The organism is Microbacterium murale (assembly GCF_014635185.1).
Lineage (GTDB): Bacteria > Actinomycetota > Actinomycetes > Actinomycetales > Microbacteriaceae > Microbacterium > Microbacterium murale.
Map to the genome: position 1 here is coordinate 503,524 of NZ_BMCM01000001.1, position 15,125 is coordinate 518,648.

The window sequence follows — 15,125 nt, forward strand, 5'->3', positions numbered from 1 at the left end:
ATCACTGAAAGTTCATTGACGACTGAACCGGATCCGTTCTAGCGTGCGAGGAACAGGCTGCACCCGAGCAGCCCATCCCGCCGCAGACGTTCCGTACGTTGTGGCTCAAGGAGGAGTTATGCACAGCAAGGCACGTCTGTTGGCAGCCGCATCAGCGGTGGTGGCGCTCACGCTCACAGGATGTTCAGCAGGGGCGACGGATGATTCCGCCGACACGTCCGATCCGATCAGGTTCGCCGTCGAGCAGCCGGATTCGATGATCCCCGGCAATCAGTTCAGCTCGTACGTGATCCTGGAGTCGATCTTCGCTCCGCTCACACAGGTCGACGAGGACGGCGAAGTCTCGTTCGTCGCAGCGGAGTCCGTCGAATCAGACGACGCACTGACCTGGACGATCACGCTCCGCGACGGCTGGACGTTCCACGACGGTGAACCCGTCACCGCGCAGGATTATGTCGACACCTGGAACTACGCCGCCTATGGCCCGAACGCCTGGGTGAACGGCCCCCAGCTGGCGAACGTCGCCGGCTACGCCGACCTGAACCCCGCCGAGGGCGAGCCGGTCGCGACCGAGCTGTCCGGGCTCTCCGTCGTCGACGATCGCACCTTCACCGTCGAGCTGTCGGCACCCGACCGCCAGTACCCACTGCAGCTCGGAATCGGCCAGACCGGCCTGTACCCACTGCCCTCCGAGGCGCTGGACGATCTGGAGGCCTGGGAGCAGGCACCGATCGGGAACGGGCCGTTCGAGCTCGCGGACGGCTGGAGCGAGTCCGACCCGATCGAGGCTGTCGCCTACGGCGACTACGCCGGAGATGCTCCGACGCTCGATGCCGTGACGTTCGTCCCGTACCTCGACACTGCGACTGCCTACACGGATGCCCTCGCCGGCGACATCGACATCGCGGCGATCGCCCCGGGTCAAGCCGTTCAGGCACGCAACGACTTCGGCGACAACGTCTACGAGCTCGACGCCCCCGGCGTCGACTTCCTCGGCTTCACGCTCTCGGATCCGCGCTTCTCGGATGTCCGCGTCCGCCAGGCGATCTCGATGGCGATCGACCGCGAGGCCATCAACGACGCGGTGTTCGGCGGATCCCAGGTGCCCGCCAGCTCCCTCACCGCGCCGAGCATGCCCGGTGACCCAGAAGGCGTGTGCGGCGAGTACTGCGAATTCGACCCGGATGCCGCGAAGGCACTGCTCGAGGAGGCGGGTGGCTTCGACGGGGAGATGAAGGTGCACTTCGTCGCCAACTGGGGCCAGGAGGACTACTTCGAGGCGATCGCGAACCAGCTGCGACAGAACCTCGGCATCGAGGCGGTCGTCGCAAGCCCGTCCGCCGACTTCGCGGCCTTCACCGAACTGGTGCAGAACGCCACGACCGACGGGCCGTTCCGCGCCCGATGGGGCGCGCTCTACCCGAGCCAGCAGAACACGCTCACGGCCGTGTTCACCGCCACCGGCGAAGGCAACTTCGGCGCCGGCGGCTACAGCAGCCCCGAGGTCGACGAGCTGCTGCGCCAGGCGAACGCGGCGGACACGCTGGACGAGTCCCTGGCCGGATACGTGGCCGCGCAGGAGCGAATCCTGCAGGACTTCCCGACCGTGCCGATGTTCGGCAACCGCTACCTGTACGTGACCAGCGACCGCATCGCCGAGTTGCACACGAACGCGGGAGCGGTCGACACGGCCAACATCGCCGTCGCCGACTGACCGGCGACTCACGTACCCAGGACGGAGCAGACAGACAGTGCACGACCCCGCGACGGCGCTCGGCACGACGGAGGACATCCTCCGTCGTGCCGGCGCGGTGCCCCCGCTGACCAGCATCCCGACGGTGGATGTCCTCAACGCCGACCTCGAACGCCTGCGCTCGGAGCACCCCGACCTCATCTCACGCGAACGCATCGGAACGAGCCGGCTCGGTGAGCCGATCTGGCTCTACCACGCGGGCACGGGACGCCGATCGGCGCTGATCGTGGGCGGGGTGCATCCGAACGAGCCGATCGGTTCGCTGACGATCCTGCACCTGGTCGAGCAGCTCGTGACCGACAACGATCTGCGCATCGACTGCGACACGGCGTGGCACATCGTTCCGTGCGCCGACCCGGACGGGATGCGCCTGAACGAGGGCTGGTTCGCCGATCCGTCCGACCGAAGTCTCTACACCCGCGAGTTCTTCCGCCCCGCACCCGACGAGCAGGTGGAGTGGACGTTCCCGTTCGCGTACAAGAACGCCTATTTCGACGCCATGATGCCCGAGACGGTGGCGCTCGCCAGGGCCATCGACCTCACCGCCCCCGACCTGTATGTGCCGCTGCACAACAGCGAGGGCGGCGGTGCGTACTTCTACTTGTCGCGCCCCGTGCCCGCGCTCTATCCGCTGCTGCACGAGATCACGGCATCCTGCGGTGTACCGCTGCACACCGGCGAACCAGAGGGTGCGCACTTCGCCGTCCTCGCCGACGCGATCTACGAAATGGGCACGCTCCAGGACGCCTACGACTGGACCGAGGAGGCGGGCCTCGACCCGTACCCGCCGGGCAGCGCCGGCGACGCGTCGACCTCCTACGCCCGTCGCTACGGAACCCTCTCCCTCATCGCCGAACTCCCCCAGTTCGGTGACCCAACCGCCGATGACGCCTCACCGACCGATACGGTCCACCGCGATGCGCTGCGCCGCTGCGGCGAGCGCCTCATCGAGACCGGTCGCATCCTCACCGAACTCATCGCGACGGTCGACCCGTACGTGCGCATGGACACCCCGCTGCTGCGCGCCGCGCGCGTGTTCTCGCCGATGGCCACGGGTGCCGGCGAGGCGGATCTTCGCCGCGCCGATACCGAGGACGACCGGCTCGCCACCGTCGCGGAGCTCACGAGTCTGGACGGAGTGGTGAATCTGCACCGCCTCCGGTGGGGCGGGATGCTGCGGCGCGCACTGTCCGCCGAGGTCGCCGCCGGCGTCGCCAGCCCCGAGGTGCGGCGGGCGGCAGCCGAGATCCAGGAGGTCTTCGACGGGTGGCTCGCCGAGGCGAGCGCGGGACGCGACGCGCCTCCGCTGCCGCTCGCGAAGGTCGTCGGCGTGCAGTACGGGGCGATCCTCGCCGCCCACGCACAGCTGGAGACCCGCTGATGCGGATGACACTGGGGATTCTGCAGCGACTGGCCGGTTTCGTCCTGGTCTTCCTCGGAGTGACCTTCATCATCTACGTCGCGGTCTTCAGCCTCCCGGGCGACCCGATCCGTGCGCTGGCCGGCGACCGGCAGCTCCCGCAGTCGGTGGTGGATGCCATCAACGCGAAGTACCTTCTCGATCAACCTCTGTGGGTGCAGTACACGAACTACCTCGGCAACCTGCTCCACGGCGACCTCGGACTCGATCTCACCGGACGCACAGTCGCCGACAAGCTTGCGGCCCGGTGGCCCGTGACCATCACCCTCGCTCTCACCGCATGGACGCTTCAGGTGATCCTCGGCCTCGCGGTCGGCATCGTGTCGGCGCTCAAGAAGGGCACAGTGATCGACAAGGGGCTTCTCGTCATCACGATCGGTCTCAGCTGCATCCCCGTCTTCGTGCTCGGTATCACGGCGCAGATCATCTTCGGCGTCCGGCTGGACTGGCTGCCGGTTGCCGGCGTCAGCGAGGGATGGCCGCTGTCGTACCTGCTCCCCTCGCTCGTGATCGCCGCGATCGGCCTCGCCGCCGTGTCACGACTCGTGCGCGGCTCGATGATCGAGAACCTCGAGGCCGACTACGTGCGCACGGCCCGCGCGAAGGGCATCGGTGAAGGTCGCGTCGTCGGCCTGCACGTCATGCGGAACTCCCTCATCCCCACGGCGACCTTCCTGGCGACCGATCTCGGCTTCCTGCTCGGCGGCACGGTCGTGATCGAAGGCATCTTCAACCTTCCCGGTGTCGGGAATCTGCTGTTCACGGCGATCCGCGATCACGAAGCTGCGATGGTCGTCGGCGTCTCCACTGCGCTCATCATCATCTTCCTGATCACCTCGCTGCTCGTGGATGCGATTCACGCGCTGCTCGACCCGAGGATCCGACGTGCCTGAGATCCCTCCCATCACCGCGAAGATCCCGGCGCCGAAGACGACGGCCGTCTCGCTCCCGCAGACGACGCGACCGTCGGCATGGCGGCTGCTGCTGCGCAGGCCGCTGTTCTGGGCGGCATCCGTCATCCTCTTGATCATGCTCGCCTTCGCCATCGCACCGGCAGCCTTCGCAGGGCTGTTCGGCAACGGCGACCCTCGCGCCTGTGACCTCGCGAACAGCAAGGTCGAATCGGCGCCCGGTCATCCGTTCGGCTTCGATCTGCAGGGGTGCGACATCTGGGCGGGCGCTGTCTACGGCGCGCAGGCGTCGATCACGGTCGGTCTCCTCGCCACCGGGATCGCCCTCGCCATCGCCCTCGTGATGGGCCTGCTCGCCGGTATGGGCGGCCGCATCGCCGATTGGATCGTCTCGCGCCTGACCGAGGTCTTCCTCGGCTTCCCCTTCCTGCTGGCGGCGATCGTCGTGCTCAACATGTTCGGCACCCGCAACGTGCTCACGGTCGGCATCGTGCTGGGCGTCTTCGGATGGCCGATGATGGCGAGGCTGATGCGCGCGTCCGTGCGGTCGGTCACGAAGGCCGACCACGTGCTCGCCGCTCGCACCATGGGTCTCGGCATCGGGCGCATCATCGCCCGCTACGTCGTGCCGAACGCCGTGCAGCCCGTGATGCTGATGGCGACGCTCACGATCGGCGGCGTCATCGTGGCGGAGAGCACGCTCACCTATCTCGGCATCGGACTCTCGTCACCGGCGATCTCCTGGGGTCTGCAGATCGCCGCCGGCTCCCGGGTGTTCCAGACGGCGCCTCATGTGCTCGTGCTGCCCAGCATCATGCTGGCCATCACCGTGCTCGCCGTCGTCGCGCTCGGTGAGGAGCTGCGCACGGTCTTCGATCCGCGTGAGCGTCGATGAGAGTGGGATGCTGATGACGCAGAAGAAGGGATCGAACATGGCGGAAGAAGCCCCGGAGCAGATCGACAAGCGCGTGCAGATCGATGAGCGCGAGGAGTACCGGCGACAGTTCGCCGAGGAGATCAGCCTGATCTGGGAGATGACCGGCACCTCGCGCATGGACGGCCGCGTGCTCGGCTATCTGATGATCATGGATCAGCCGTACATCTCATCGGCCGATCTCGCCGAGGCGCTCAGCGCCAGCACGGGGGCGGTGTCGATGGCGACCAGGCGCCTGATCGACACCAATTACATCCGCCGCCACTCCGTGCCAGGCGACCGCAGCCATTACTTCAAGGCGGAAGAAGACCCGTGGGGAAGCTTCCTCGCGAACGAGCGCCGCTACTTCGACCGGCATATCGCCTCGATCGACTCGGCGCTGAGCTGGTTGGGTCCGGAGGAGGCGGAGGCTCGCATCCGCCTCACGAACGGACGCGACTACCTGGAGTGGATACAGGAGTACCACCACAAGATGCTCGGTGACTGGCGAGAGCACAAGCGCGCCCGTGATGCGGGCGAGAAGAAGGCATGAACATGACCGCGCCGAGCAGCGAACCGATCCTCAGCATCCGGGATCTGCGCGTGCATTTCGGCACCCGCGATCCGATCGAGGTCGTGCACGGCCTCGATCTCGACATCGCACCAGGCGAGGTCGTGGCGGTCGTCGGCGAGTCCGGTTCCGGCAAGTCCGTGACCGCTCTGTCTGTGATCGGCCTCCTACCGGAGAACGCCCACGCCACGGGATCGGTGAAACTGCACGGCCGCGAGCTCATCGGCCTGAAACCGGCAGATCTGCGTCGCATCCGCGGAGCCGAGGTCGCGCTGATCTCGCAGGATCCCGTCGCCTCACTGAACCCGGTGTTCACGATCGGCTTCCAGGTCGTCGAGGCGGTGCGCGCGCACAGCCACGGGCTCAGCGCCGGCGCCGCACGCCGACGCGCGATCGAGTTGCTCGAGCTGGTCGACATCCCCGATCCCGCCCGGCGCATGAAGCAGTACCCGCATGAGCTCTCCGGCGGACAATGCCAGCGCGTCGGCATCGCCATGGCGCTGGCATCCGATCCTCAGCTTCTCATCGCCGATGAACCGACCACCGCGCTGGACGTCACGGTGCAGGCGGAAGTGCTCGATGTGCTCGCCCGTCTCGGTCGCCGCGACGGTCGTGCTGTGCTGCTCATCACGCACGACATGGGCGTCGTCGCCGAACTCGCCGATCGCGTCGTCGTCATGCGCGAGGGCGAACTCGTCGAACAGGGTTCAGTGCGCGGCGTGCTGCTGCAGCCGACCGCGGCGTACACGAAGCAGCTGCTCAGCGCCGTACCACGCATCGGCGAGCGCCCCACGGTGACCGAATCCGAGACCGAAGCCCCGCTCGTGCTCGATGTCACCGATCTGGAAGTCACCTATGGCGGACGCCTCCGCGGCCTCTTCCGCGCTGTCGAGGGCGTCAGCCTGCAGGTGCGCAGGGGCGAGATCCTCGGGTTGGTCGGCGAGTCCGGCAGCGGCAAGTCGACCATCGGCCGTGCGATCATCGGCGCGGCTCCTGTGACCGGCGGCTCCATCGTCGTCGACGGCATCGACATGCGCGCGGCGAGCAGAGCGGTGCGCAGAGAAACACGGCGACGAATCGGTGTCGTGTTCCAGAACCCTGCGCTCTCGCTCAATCCCCGCTACACCGTGCGGCAGAGTGTTGAGGAGCCGCTTGCCGCGATCAAGGGGCTGCGCGGCAGCGAGCTCAGCGATCACGTGGATGCGCTCCTCGACTCGGTCGGCCTCTCCGATCGTGCCGGACGCTACTCGCATGAGCTCTCCGGCGGGCAGAAGCAGCGCGTGGCGATCGCGCGCGGAGTGGCGCTGGATCCGGCCCTGCTCATCGCCGACGAGCCGACGAGCGCGCTGGACGTGTCGGTGCAGGCCCAGGTGCTCGACGTGTTCCGCGAACTGCAGGAGCGACTGAAATTCGCATGCGTGTTCATCAGCCATGACCTGGCTGTCATCGATGAGCTGTGCGACAGCGTGACGGTGCTGCGCCGCGGTGCGGTCGTCGAGTCGGGTTCGCGCGCGCAGGTGCTGCAGCATCCGACCGACGACTACACGCGCAGGCTGTTGGCGGCGGCGCCGGTGCCCGATCCCGACGTGCAGCAGGAGCGCAGGGCCGCACGGTTGGCTGCCACCGTCTGACGCCGCATCCCGCCGTAAGTGGTTCGTCATTCTGCGTCATCCGGAATATGCGCGCGCATGGAGAGGTTAGCGTAGGAGCAACGCGGACAACGGGGTCGGCCCAGATTCTGACTCCGAAAGGCACCATGAGCACGTCCACCATCGAGCGCAACGCTGAGACATCCGTACCCGTCCTCGACATCCTCTCGGCCCGCTGGAGCCCCCGTGCCTTCGAGGCCGAGACCCCGATCGACGAGGACAAGCTCGCCTCTGCGTTGGAGGCCGCTCGCTGGTCACCCTCCGCGAGCAACACCCAGCCGTGGCGTTTCATCGTCGCCCGACGTGGCACTGAACTGCACGCGAAGATCGACGCGGCGCTGATGGGCTTCAACCGCGAGTGGGCCGGCAGGGCCGCCGTGCTGATCGCCGCGTTCGCGGAGCAGACGGATGCTGACGGCAACCCCCGCCCCTGGGCGCAGTACGACCTCGGCCAGGCCGTGGCCCACCTCTCCGTGCAGGCTCATTCCGACGGGCTCTTCGTGCACCAGATGGGTGGCGTCGAGCGCGATCGGCTCGCCGAGCTCCCCGGCGTCGAAGACCGCTTCGCGCCGATCTCGGTTATCGCCCTCGGCGAGCTCGGTGACCCATCGGCGCTGTCCGAGAAGCTGCAGCAGCGCGAGGTCGCGCCGCGCACACGGCGTTCGCTCGCGGAGACCGTGATCGCGTCGGCCTGAAGTCCCGGGCTGGGCGCTTCGGCATCGCCACGGGTCGTTGCGCGAGCGGAGCGAGTCGAAACGGGTGAGCGAGCGGAGCGAGTCGAAGCCGCTTCAGTGCGTGCGCAACCCGTCCAGCGCGACGGCGAGCACGTCGTCCGCCAGTTCGGCTGCACCCTCCGGGCCTGTCGGCCGGTACCACTCGACGATCGAGTTGACCATGCCGAACAGCAGCCTCGTGGCGACGGATGCACCGATATCGGCGCGTACGGAACCCTCGGCCTGAGCGGCCCGCACCAGTACTGTCACCTGGTCATCGAAGGCACGCCGCCGCTCGAGCGCCGCGCGTTCGACGTCGCTGTTGCCGCGCACCCGCAGCAGCAGCGTCACGAATGCGAGCTTGTCGACGAGAACCCGCACGGCGCCGCGCAGCACGTGCTCGAGCCGATCCCCCGCCGGTCCAACGGTGGCGCCCGGCTCATGCAGCACGGCTTCCAACGACCCCATCGCCTCGTCGAGGGCGAGTTCGAGCAGGCGCTCCTTCGACGCGTAGTGGTGGTACAGCGCGGACTTCGAGAGGCCGAGGCGCTCGGCGAGCGACGACACCGAAGTCGCGTCGTACCCGTGCTCGATGAACACCTGCACGGCGATCTCGAGGATCTGCCGCTGGTCATAGCCGGGGCGCCCACGGCGCACAGCGGGCACCGACACCACGGCGTCTTCGGACGATGACACTGACACGCGCTCCAGTCTGACACCAGCGATTGCCGACGCCGCGCAAGCTTGGCATAATAATTACTGAACGATCGGTCAGCAACTGACGATACCGCCAGACGACGCAGTCGGGAGCGCGCATGAACGAGGAGCCTCTCGTCATCGATCGCAGCCCCGACCGCGTCGTCGTCCGGCTGAACCGTCCCGACAAGCGCAACGCGATCGACCGCGAGATGATCGACGCCCTGCACACACTGTGTGCCGAGCTCGAGGTCGAACCGCGCATCCTGATCCTCACCGGTGTCGACGGCGTGTTCGCGGCCGGCGCCGACATCACCCAGTTGCGCGCCCGCCGCGCCGAAGACGCCCGCCGCGGTATCAACGCCCTGGCGTTCATCCGCATCCACGAACTGCCCATGCCCGTGATCGCCGCGATCGACGGTTACGCACTCGGTGGTGGCGCCGAGCTCGCGTATGCGGCGGACATCCGCCTGGCCACGCCGGCGCTGAAGATCGGCAACCCCGAGACCGGTCTCGGCATCATGGCCGCGGCCGGAGGCACCTGGCGACTGCGCGAGATCGTCGGCGACGCGCTGGCGAGCGAGATGCTGCTCACCGGACGACTGCTCACGGCAGACGAGGCGCTGGGCGCCGGCCTGGTCTCCGGCATCCATCCGGCATCCGAACTGATGACGACCGCGCATGCGATCGCGGATCGCATCGCCGCGAACGATCCGCTCGCCACCCAGCACACCAAACGGGCCATGCGTGCACCGCGTGCGGCGCATCCCGACATCGACGGCGAGCTGCAGGCCGAGCTGTTCGAGAGCCCGGAGAAGATGCGCCGGATGACCGAGTTCCTGGAGAGGCGAGGTCGTCGATGAAGGTAGGTGTTCTCGGCGGAGGCCGTATGGGCGCCGGGATCGCGCATACGTTCCTGCTGGCCGGCGACGAGGTCCTGGTCATCGAGCAGGATGTGGAGTCGGCGGATGCCGCAGCATCTCGGATCCGCGAAAGTCTGGTGCGCTCCGTGAAGCGCGGCACCACGACGCACGCGCTGGAAGATCTGACCGACCGCCTGCAGACAGGCACTGAACTCACCTCATTCGCAGACCGCGACCTCGTGATCGAGGCCGTTCCCGAAGACCGTGCGCTCAAGTCCGAGGCGCTCGCCCGCGTGGAGAGCGTGCTGGCCGTGGATGCGGTGCTCGCCTCGAACACCTCATCGATATCGATCGACGCGCTCGCCGCACCTCTCGCACGGCCGCAGAGCTTTCTCGGGCTGCACTTCTTCAACCCCGTGCCGTCGTCATCGCTCGTCGAGATCGTGAGCGGATCCGCAACCGATCCGGCCCTCGTCGTTCAGGCCCGCGGCTGGGTGGAGGCGTTGGGAAAGACGCCGATCGTCGTCCGCGACTCCCCCGGATTCGCGTCCAGCCGACTGGGTCTCGTCCTCGCACTCGAGGCGATCAGGATGCTGGATGCCGGCGTCGCCTCGGCGGAGGACATCGACCGGGCTATGGAGCTCGGGTACCGGCATCCGATGGGCCCGTTGCGCACCACCGACATCGTGGGACTCGATGTGCGACTCGGCATCGCCGAGGAGCTGTGCCTGACGCTCGGCGAGCGCTTCGCCCCGCCCTCGCTGCTCAGGCAGATGGTCGCGGACGGCCGACTCGGCCGCAAGAGCGGCGAAGGCTTCTACAGATGGGATGACGAATGAGCGAGGTTCTGCCCGGTTACATCAAGGGCGCATGGTGGACGCCGGAATCGGACGCCGGCGCGCTGATCGTCCGCGACGCGTCGACCGGTGCGGAGATCACCCGCGTCAGCACGGACGGCATCGATCTGGCCAGCGCGCTCGAGTACGCCCGCACGGTCGGTCAGGCGTCGCTCGGCGCACTGACCTTCCACCAGCGCGCTGTGCTGCTCAAGCAGTTCGCGCTCGCCCTTACGGAGCGCAAAGACGAGCTCTATGCCCTCTCCGCGCGCACCGGGGCGACGAAGTCCGACTCCTGGGTCGACATCGACGGCGGCATCGGCGTGCTGTTCGCCTACTCCGGCAAGGGGCGACGCGAACTGCCCAACAGCCAGGTGTTCGTCGACGGACCGATCGAGCCGCTCTCGAAGGACGGCACTTTCCTCGGCCGGCACGTCTTCACGCGGCTTCCGGGAGTCGCGGTGCAGGTCAACGCGTTCAACTTCCCGGTGTGGGGGTCGCTCGAGAAGTTCGCGCCCGCGTTCCTCGCCGGGATGCCGACACTCGTGAAGCCCGCGACCCCGACCGGCTATCTCGCCGAGGCCTTCGTGCGCATCCTTGTCGAGTCGGGACTGCTGCCGGACGGGTCGCTGCAGCTGGTCAGCGGCAGCGTGCCCACGCTTCTCGAAGAACTGCGCCTCGGCGACGTCGTCGGCTTCACCGGCAGTGCATCGACCGCGTCAGGATTGCGCGCTCGCACGCCGGGCGGCGTGCGGTTCACCGCCGAGACCGACTCGATCAACGCCTCCGTACTCGGCCCCGACGCGACCGACGGCACGCCCGAGTTCGACGCCTACGTGCGCCAGCTGGTCACGGAGCTGACGACGAAGGCGGGGCAGAAGTGCACCGCGATCCGACGGGCGATCGTGCCGACGGCATCCGCCGACGCCGTGATCGACGCGGTGCGCGCCCGACTCGAGGCCAAGGTCGTGATCGGCGATCCTCGTGCGGAGGACGTGACGATGGGTCCGCTCGTCTCTCTCGCACAGCGCGACGAGGTGCTACGCCAGGTGCAGGCGCTGCAGGATGCCGGTGGCCGGATCGTCATCGGAACCAGCGATGCACCGGAGGTGCGCGGCATCGATGGCTCGTCCACGGCCGACGGCGCCTTCGTCGCCCCGATGCTGTTGCGCTTCGACGACGCGAACGCGGATGCCGTGCACGAGGTCGAGGCGTTCGGGCCAGTGGCTTCCCTGCTGACGTATGGGACGCCTTCCGAAGCGGCGGCGCTGGTCGCCCGCGGCGGGGGCTCACTCGTCACGAGCGTCGCGACGCACGACGCTTCCTTCGCGACCGAGCTCATGACCGGCATCGCCGCCTCGAACGGCCGCGTACTCTTCCTCGATCGTGACGATGCCCGCTCGTCCACCGGACACGGCTCGCCGATGCCCGGCCTCGTGCACGGCGGACCGGGTCGCGCCGGCGGCGGCGAAGAGCTCGGCGGCATCCGCGCGGTGCTGCATCACATGCAGCGCACGGCCGTGCAGGGTTCGCCCGACATGCTCACGGCGCTCACCGGAGTGTGGCATGCCGGCGCGTCCGCGCGGGCGGACGGCACCCATCCGTTCCGCAAGTCATTGGCGGAGCTTCGGATCGGCGACCGCATCGCCTCGGCGTCCCGCGAGGTGACTCTGGACGACATCGAGACGTTCGCGCACTTCACCGGCGACACGTTCTACGCGCACATGGACGAGAAGGCCGCCTCCGCCAACCCGTTCTTCCCCGGACGCGTCGCGCACGGTTATCTGCTCGTCTCCTGGGCTGCAGGGCTGTTCGTCGACCCCGAGCCCGGTCCCGTGCTCGCGAACTACGGGCTGGAGAACCTGCGCTTCATCACTCCGGTCTCGCCCGGCGACAGCATCCGCGTCGACCTGACCGCGAAGCAGATCACGCCTCGTGAGACCGACGAGTACGGCGAGGTGCGCTGGGATGCCGTCATCCGCAATCAGAACGACGACACGGTCGCGACGTACGACGTGCTGACGCTCGTGGAGAAGGAGCGCTCAGCCGCGTAGCGCGAGCACGAACGGCAGCACCTCGGTCGCCCCAGCCTGCCGAAGGGAACGGGCGGCGACGGTGAGGGTCCACCGACTGTCGGCTTGGTCGTCGACGAGCAGCACCGGCCCATCGGGGATCTCGAGGCCATCGGCGCTGAAGCGATCCCAGAGACCGGCGAGCCGGAACGCGCTGTTGCCGCCCGGCTGCCCGGTGGGCCCGCCGTCGACGGGCGTCAGCGTGCCGATGAAGGGCAGCTTGCCGATCTCGGCGATCCCGTGCGCGAGCGAATCGACGAGCAGGGGACGCGATCGCGACGGCATCGCGACGACCGCGACGGGGCGCTCGGCCCAGCCCCAGCCTGCGAGCACCCGCACGCAGCCGGCGAGCACCTGCGGGGTCACCTGCTCATCGGGCGCACCCGCGGCGAACAGAGTGCGCAGCGTGCCGCCCCATCCGAGGTCGGTGAGTCGAGCCAGCGCCCGTCCGCTGCCGGCCTGCTCACCCGCAGGAATGCGCCCCTTCGCCGGAACCCCGAGCCGGTCGGCACCGGTCGGCCACATGCGGCGCGGGTCGATCGCGACGCCGACCCGATCGAGAGACTCGGATGCCGCGGACGTCGCCGCCGCTCCGATCTCACGAGGGAACCATGTGCCGGCGCAGTTGTCGCACCGCCCACACGGCGCCGCCGTGTCGTCATCGAGCGAGCGCTGCAGGAACTCCATGCGGCATCCGTCGGTCTGCTCGTAATCGATCATGTGCTGCTGCTCGGCGACGCGTTCGGCGGCGATGCGGGCATAACGATCCGCGTCGTAGACCCATGGTTCGCCGGTGGCGACCCACCCGCCCTGCACGCGCCGCACCGCGCCGTCCACATCGAGCACTTTGAGCAGCAGCTCGAGCGGGGTGCGACGGATGTCGACCATCGCCTCGAGTGCGGGCGTCGAGATCGGTGTATCGCCGAGGGCGGCGATCACGCGCTCGGCGCGCTCCTGATCGGGCATGGATGCCGTGGCGAAATAATGCCAGATGTCGCGGTCCTCCGGCCCGGGCAGCAGCAGCACGTCGGCGCTGTCGCTCGCACGCCCCGCGCGCCCCACCTGCTGGTAGTACGCGACCGGCGACGACGGCGCCCCGAGGTGCAGCACGAACCCGAGGTCGGGCTTGTCGAAGCCCATGCCGAGAGCGCTCGTCGCGACGAGCGCCTTCACCTCGTTGCGTTTGAGCATGCCCTCCGACTCCTCACGCTCATCGGTGTCGGTCTGCCCGGTGTACGCACGCACCTCGTGGCCGCGCTCGCGCAGCAGTCGGGCGGTGTCGACGGCCGCGGCGACGGTGAGCGTGTAGATGATGCCCGATCCGGGCAGGTCGTCGATATGTCTGAGCAGCCAGGCCAGCCGGCGGGCCGCATCGGGAAGGCGCAGTACGCCGAGTCGCAGGGATGCGCGGGCGAGCGGCCCGCGGATCGTGAGCACACCGTCGCCGGCCGGGTCTTCTCCCGCGCCCGTGACCCCGAGCTGCTCTTCGACGTCGGCGACGACCCGGCTGTTCGCCGTCGCGGTCGTGGCGAGCACGGGCACCTCGGCGGGCATCTCGGCGATGAGATCGCGCAGTCGCCGATAGTCGGGGCGGAAGTCGTGCCCCCAGTCGCTGATGCAGTGCGCCTCGTCGACGACGAGCATGCCGATGCGGCGCACGAGCGCTGGCAGCTGCTGCTCGCGGAAGGCAGGGTTGTTCAGCCTCTCCGGCGACACCAGCAGCACATCGACCTCATCGCGGTCGAGCTGGGCGAGCACGTCGCCCCATTCGTGCGCGTTCGTCGAGTTGATCGCCACCGCGCGCACGCCGGCGCGTTCGGCCGCCGCGATCTGGTCGCGCATCAGCGCCAGCAGCGGCGATACGAGCACTGTGGGGCCGGCGCCCTGCCGGCGCAGCAGCAGGGTGGCGACGAAGTAGACGGCGGACTTGCCCCAGCCGGTCCGCTGCACCACGAGCGCCCGTCGGCGCTGGGCGACCAGCGCCTCGATCGCTTCGTACTGCCCCTCGTGGAAATCGGCGTCGGGGCGGCCCACGAGTTCGCGGAGGGCCGCGAGGGCGGCAGCGCGAGTGTCGACGGCAGACATTGAGGCCATGTCCCCACTCTGCCTTAGGCGACTGACACACTGGCTGGGCGTCGGGAACACGGGAGCCCCAGAGGACCGGCCGCACGCCCCGTCGCATCGTCTAGCGTGGAATGGTGATCACCCGCGAACTCGCAGTCGCACTGCGGCGGGCCGGCCTCGTGTGGCACCCTCAGAGCGGCGACCGATTCCTGCTCGACCTCCCCGACGAGGTCGAGCTCGAGGTCGAGGCCGAGATCTTCACGGTCAGCGAGATGACCATCGAAGCGCGTCGCACGCCGCGCGGCACCGACCTCGCGTTCAACGGCACGACCGAGTGGGCGCTGGATGCGGTCGAGCTGGCGGACGCCGTGTGGCTGCCCCGCGAGGATCAGCTGCGCGAGCTTCTGCGCGGCACCTTCCGCAGGCTGGTCCGCCTGGAGGATTCTTTCGTGGTGGAGATCGAGATCAGCGGTGAGGCGCTGCGTTTCGAGCATCCCGATCCTTCCGAAGCGTACGGTCGGGCGCTCCTGGAGCTCGTCTCCCGCTCCCGCTGACGCTCGAAGCCCCTCGCGAACTACGGCCTGGAGACCCTGCGCTTCATCACTCCGGTCTCACCCGGCGACAGCGTCCCTGTCGACGGTATATATCTCGCGCTGCCAGTACG

13 protein-coding genes are annotated in these 15,125 nt (G+C 68.5%); 11 read left to right on the top strand and 2 right to left on the bottom strand.

Annotated features, from left to right (window positions below):
* Positions 1 to 118: 118 nt before the first annotated feature.
* The 7 genes from IEV67_RS02425 to IEV67_RS02455 all read left to right on the top strand — a co-directional run bounded on the left by IEV67_RS02425 (position 119) and on the right by IEV67_RS02455 (position 7,912).
* On the top strand, positions 119 to 1,714 hold the full coding sequence (locus tag IEV67_RS02425; protein WP_188434941.1) for a peptide ABC transporter substrate-binding protein: 1,596 nt from the start codon (positions 119 to 121) through the stop codon (positions 1,712 to 1,714).
* Positions 1,715 to 1,751: 37 nt separating this feature from the next.
* Entirely contained in the window at positions 1,752 to 3,134 is a 1,383-nt protein-coding gene (locus IEV67_RS02430; protein ID WP_188434942.1) for a M14 family zinc carboxypeptidase, read from the top strand.
* The gene (locus tag IEV67_RS02435; RefSeq protein ID WP_229702646.1) at positions 3,134 to 4,066 is read left to right on the top strand and encodes an ABC transporter permease; all 933 of its coding nucleotides are present in this window, start codon (positions 3,134 to 3,136) and stop codon (positions 4,064 to 4,066) included. The genes IEV67_RS02430 and IEV67_RS02435 overlap by 1 nt, the downstream gene beginning before the upstream one ends.
* Positions 4,059 to 4,979, top strand: coding sequence for an ABC transporter permease (locus tag IEV67_RS02440; RefSeq protein WP_188434943.1), 921 nt, complete (start codon positions 4,059 to 4,061; stop codon positions 4,977 to 4,979). The genes IEV67_RS02435 and IEV67_RS02440 overlap by 8 nt, the downstream gene beginning before the upstream one ends.
* Positions 4,980 to 4,992: 13 nt before the next feature.
* Positions 4,993 to 5,550: a GbsR/MarR family transcriptional regulator gene (locus tag IEV67_RS02445; RefSeq protein ID WP_188434944.1), complete on the top strand. Its 558-nt coding sequence runs from the start codon at positions 4,993 to 4,995 to the stop codon at positions 5,548 to 5,550.
* Positions 5,547 to 7,199 (top strand): dipeptide ABC transporter ATP-binding protein, encoded by a 1,653-nt coding sequence (locus tag IEV67_RS02450; protein ID WP_188434945.1) that lies wholly within the window; start codon positions 5,547 to 5,549, stop codon positions 7,197 to 7,199. The genes IEV67_RS02445 and IEV67_RS02450 overlap by 4 nt, the downstream gene beginning before the upstream one ends.
* Before the next feature lie 125 nt (positions 7,200 to 7,324).
* Positions 7,325 to 7,912, top strand: coding sequence for a nitroreductase family protein (locus IEV67_RS02455; protein ID WP_188434946.1), 588 nt, complete (start codon positions 7,325 to 7,327; stop codon positions 7,910 to 7,912).
* 93 nt (positions 7,913 to 8,005) lie between these two features.
* Here the strand turns inward: IEV67_RS02455 and IEV67_RS02460 are convergent, their stop codons facing one another.
* A complete protein-coding gene (locus IEV67_RS02460; RefSeq protein WP_229702648.1) occupies positions 8,006 to 8,632 on the bottom strand; it encodes a TetR/AcrR family transcriptional regulator in 627 nt (208 codons plus the stop codon).
* A 113-nt stretch (positions 8,633 to 8,745) separates the two neighbouring features.
* Here IEV67_RS02460 and IEV67_RS02465 point away from each other — a divergent pair, with 113 nt between their 5' ends.
* The 3 genes from IEV67_RS02465 to paaZ are packed head-to-tail and all read left to right on the top strand — an operon-like array spanning position 8,746 to position 12,379.
* A complete protein-coding gene (locus IEV67_RS02465) occupies positions 8,746 to 9,489 on the top strand; it encodes an enoyl-CoA hydratase/isomerase family protein (protein WP_188434947.1) in 744 nt (247 codons plus the stop codon).
* Positions 9,486 to 10,328, top strand: coding sequence for a 3-hydroxyacyl-CoA dehydrogenase family protein (locus IEV67_RS02470; protein WP_188434948.1), 843 nt, complete (start codon positions 9,486 to 9,488; stop codon positions 10,326 to 10,328). Before IEV67_RS02465 ends, IEV67_RS02470 begins: the two co-directional genes overlap by 4 nt.
* Positions 10,325 to 12,379 carry a phenylacetic acid degradation bifunctional protein PaaZ gene (paaZ, locus tag IEV67_RS02475; RefSeq protein WP_188434949.1) on the top strand — a complete coding sequence of 685 codons (2,055 nt, stop codon included), beginning with the start codon at positions 10,325 to 10,327 and terminating at the stop codon, positions 12,377 to 12,379. Before IEV67_RS02470 ends, paaZ begins: the two co-directional genes overlap by 4 nt.
* On the opposite strand, the gene IEV67_RS02480 is transcribed toward paaZ, so the two are convergent.
* Positions 12,368 to 14,491, bottom strand: a complete 2,124-nt coding sequence (locus IEV67_RS02480; RefSeq protein WP_188434950.1) for a RecQ family ATP-dependent DNA helicase — start codon at positions 14,489 to 14,491, stop codon at positions 12,368 to 12,370. The two genes, paaZ and IEV67_RS02480, sit on opposite strands and share 12 nt — an antisense overlap.
* 104 nt (positions 14,492 to 14,595) lie before the next feature.
* On the opposite strand from IEV67_RS02480, the gene IEV67_RS02485 reads away from it, so the two are divergent.
* Positions 14,596 to 15,015, top strand: a complete 420-nt coding sequence (locus IEV67_RS02485; RefSeq protein WP_188434951.1) for a pilus assembly protein CpaE — start codon at positions 14,596 to 14,598, stop codon at positions 15,013 to 15,015.
* Positions 15,016 to 15,125: the final 110 nt, after the last annotated feature.

Excerpts from the sequence above, each read along its gene's own strand:
- IEV67_RS02425 (WP_188434941.1), top strand. The coding sequence starts at position 119 with ATGCACAGCAAGGCACGTCTGTTGGCAGCCGCATCAGCGGTGGTGGCG.
- IEV67_RS02435 (WP_229702646.1), top strand. The coding sequence starts at position 3,134 with ATGCGGATGACACTGGGGATTCTGCAGCGACTGGCCGGTTTCGTCCTG.
- IEV67_RS02445 (WP_188434944.1), top strand. The coding sequence starts at position 4,993 with ATGACGCAGAAGAAGGGATCGAACATGGCGGAAGAAGCCCCGGAGCAG.
- IEV67_RS02450 (WP_188434945.1), top strand. The coding sequence starts at position 5,547 with ATGAACATGACCGCGCCGAGCAGCGAACCGATCCTCAGCATCCGGGAT.
- IEV67_RS02455 (WP_188434946.1), top strand. The coding sequence starts at position 7,325 with ATGAGCACGTCCACCATCGAGCGCAACGCTGAGACATCCGTACCCGTC.
- IEV67_RS02465 (WP_188434947.1), top strand. The coding sequence starts at position 8,746 with ATGAACGAGGAGCCTCTCGTCATCGATCGCAGCCCCGACCGCGTCGTC.
- IEV67_RS02470 (WP_188434948.1), top strand. The coding sequence starts at position 9,486 with ATGAAGGTAGGTGTTCTCGGCGGAGGCCGTATGGGCGCCGGGATCGCG.
- paaZ (WP_188434949.1), top strand. The coding sequence starts at position 10,325 with ATGAGCGAGGTTCTGCCCGGTTACATCAAGGGCGCATGGTGGACGCCG.
- IEV67_RS02480 (WP_188434950.1), bottom strand. The coding sequence starts at position 14,491 with ATGGCCTCAATGTCTGCCGTCGACACTCGCGCTGCCGCCCTCGCGGCC.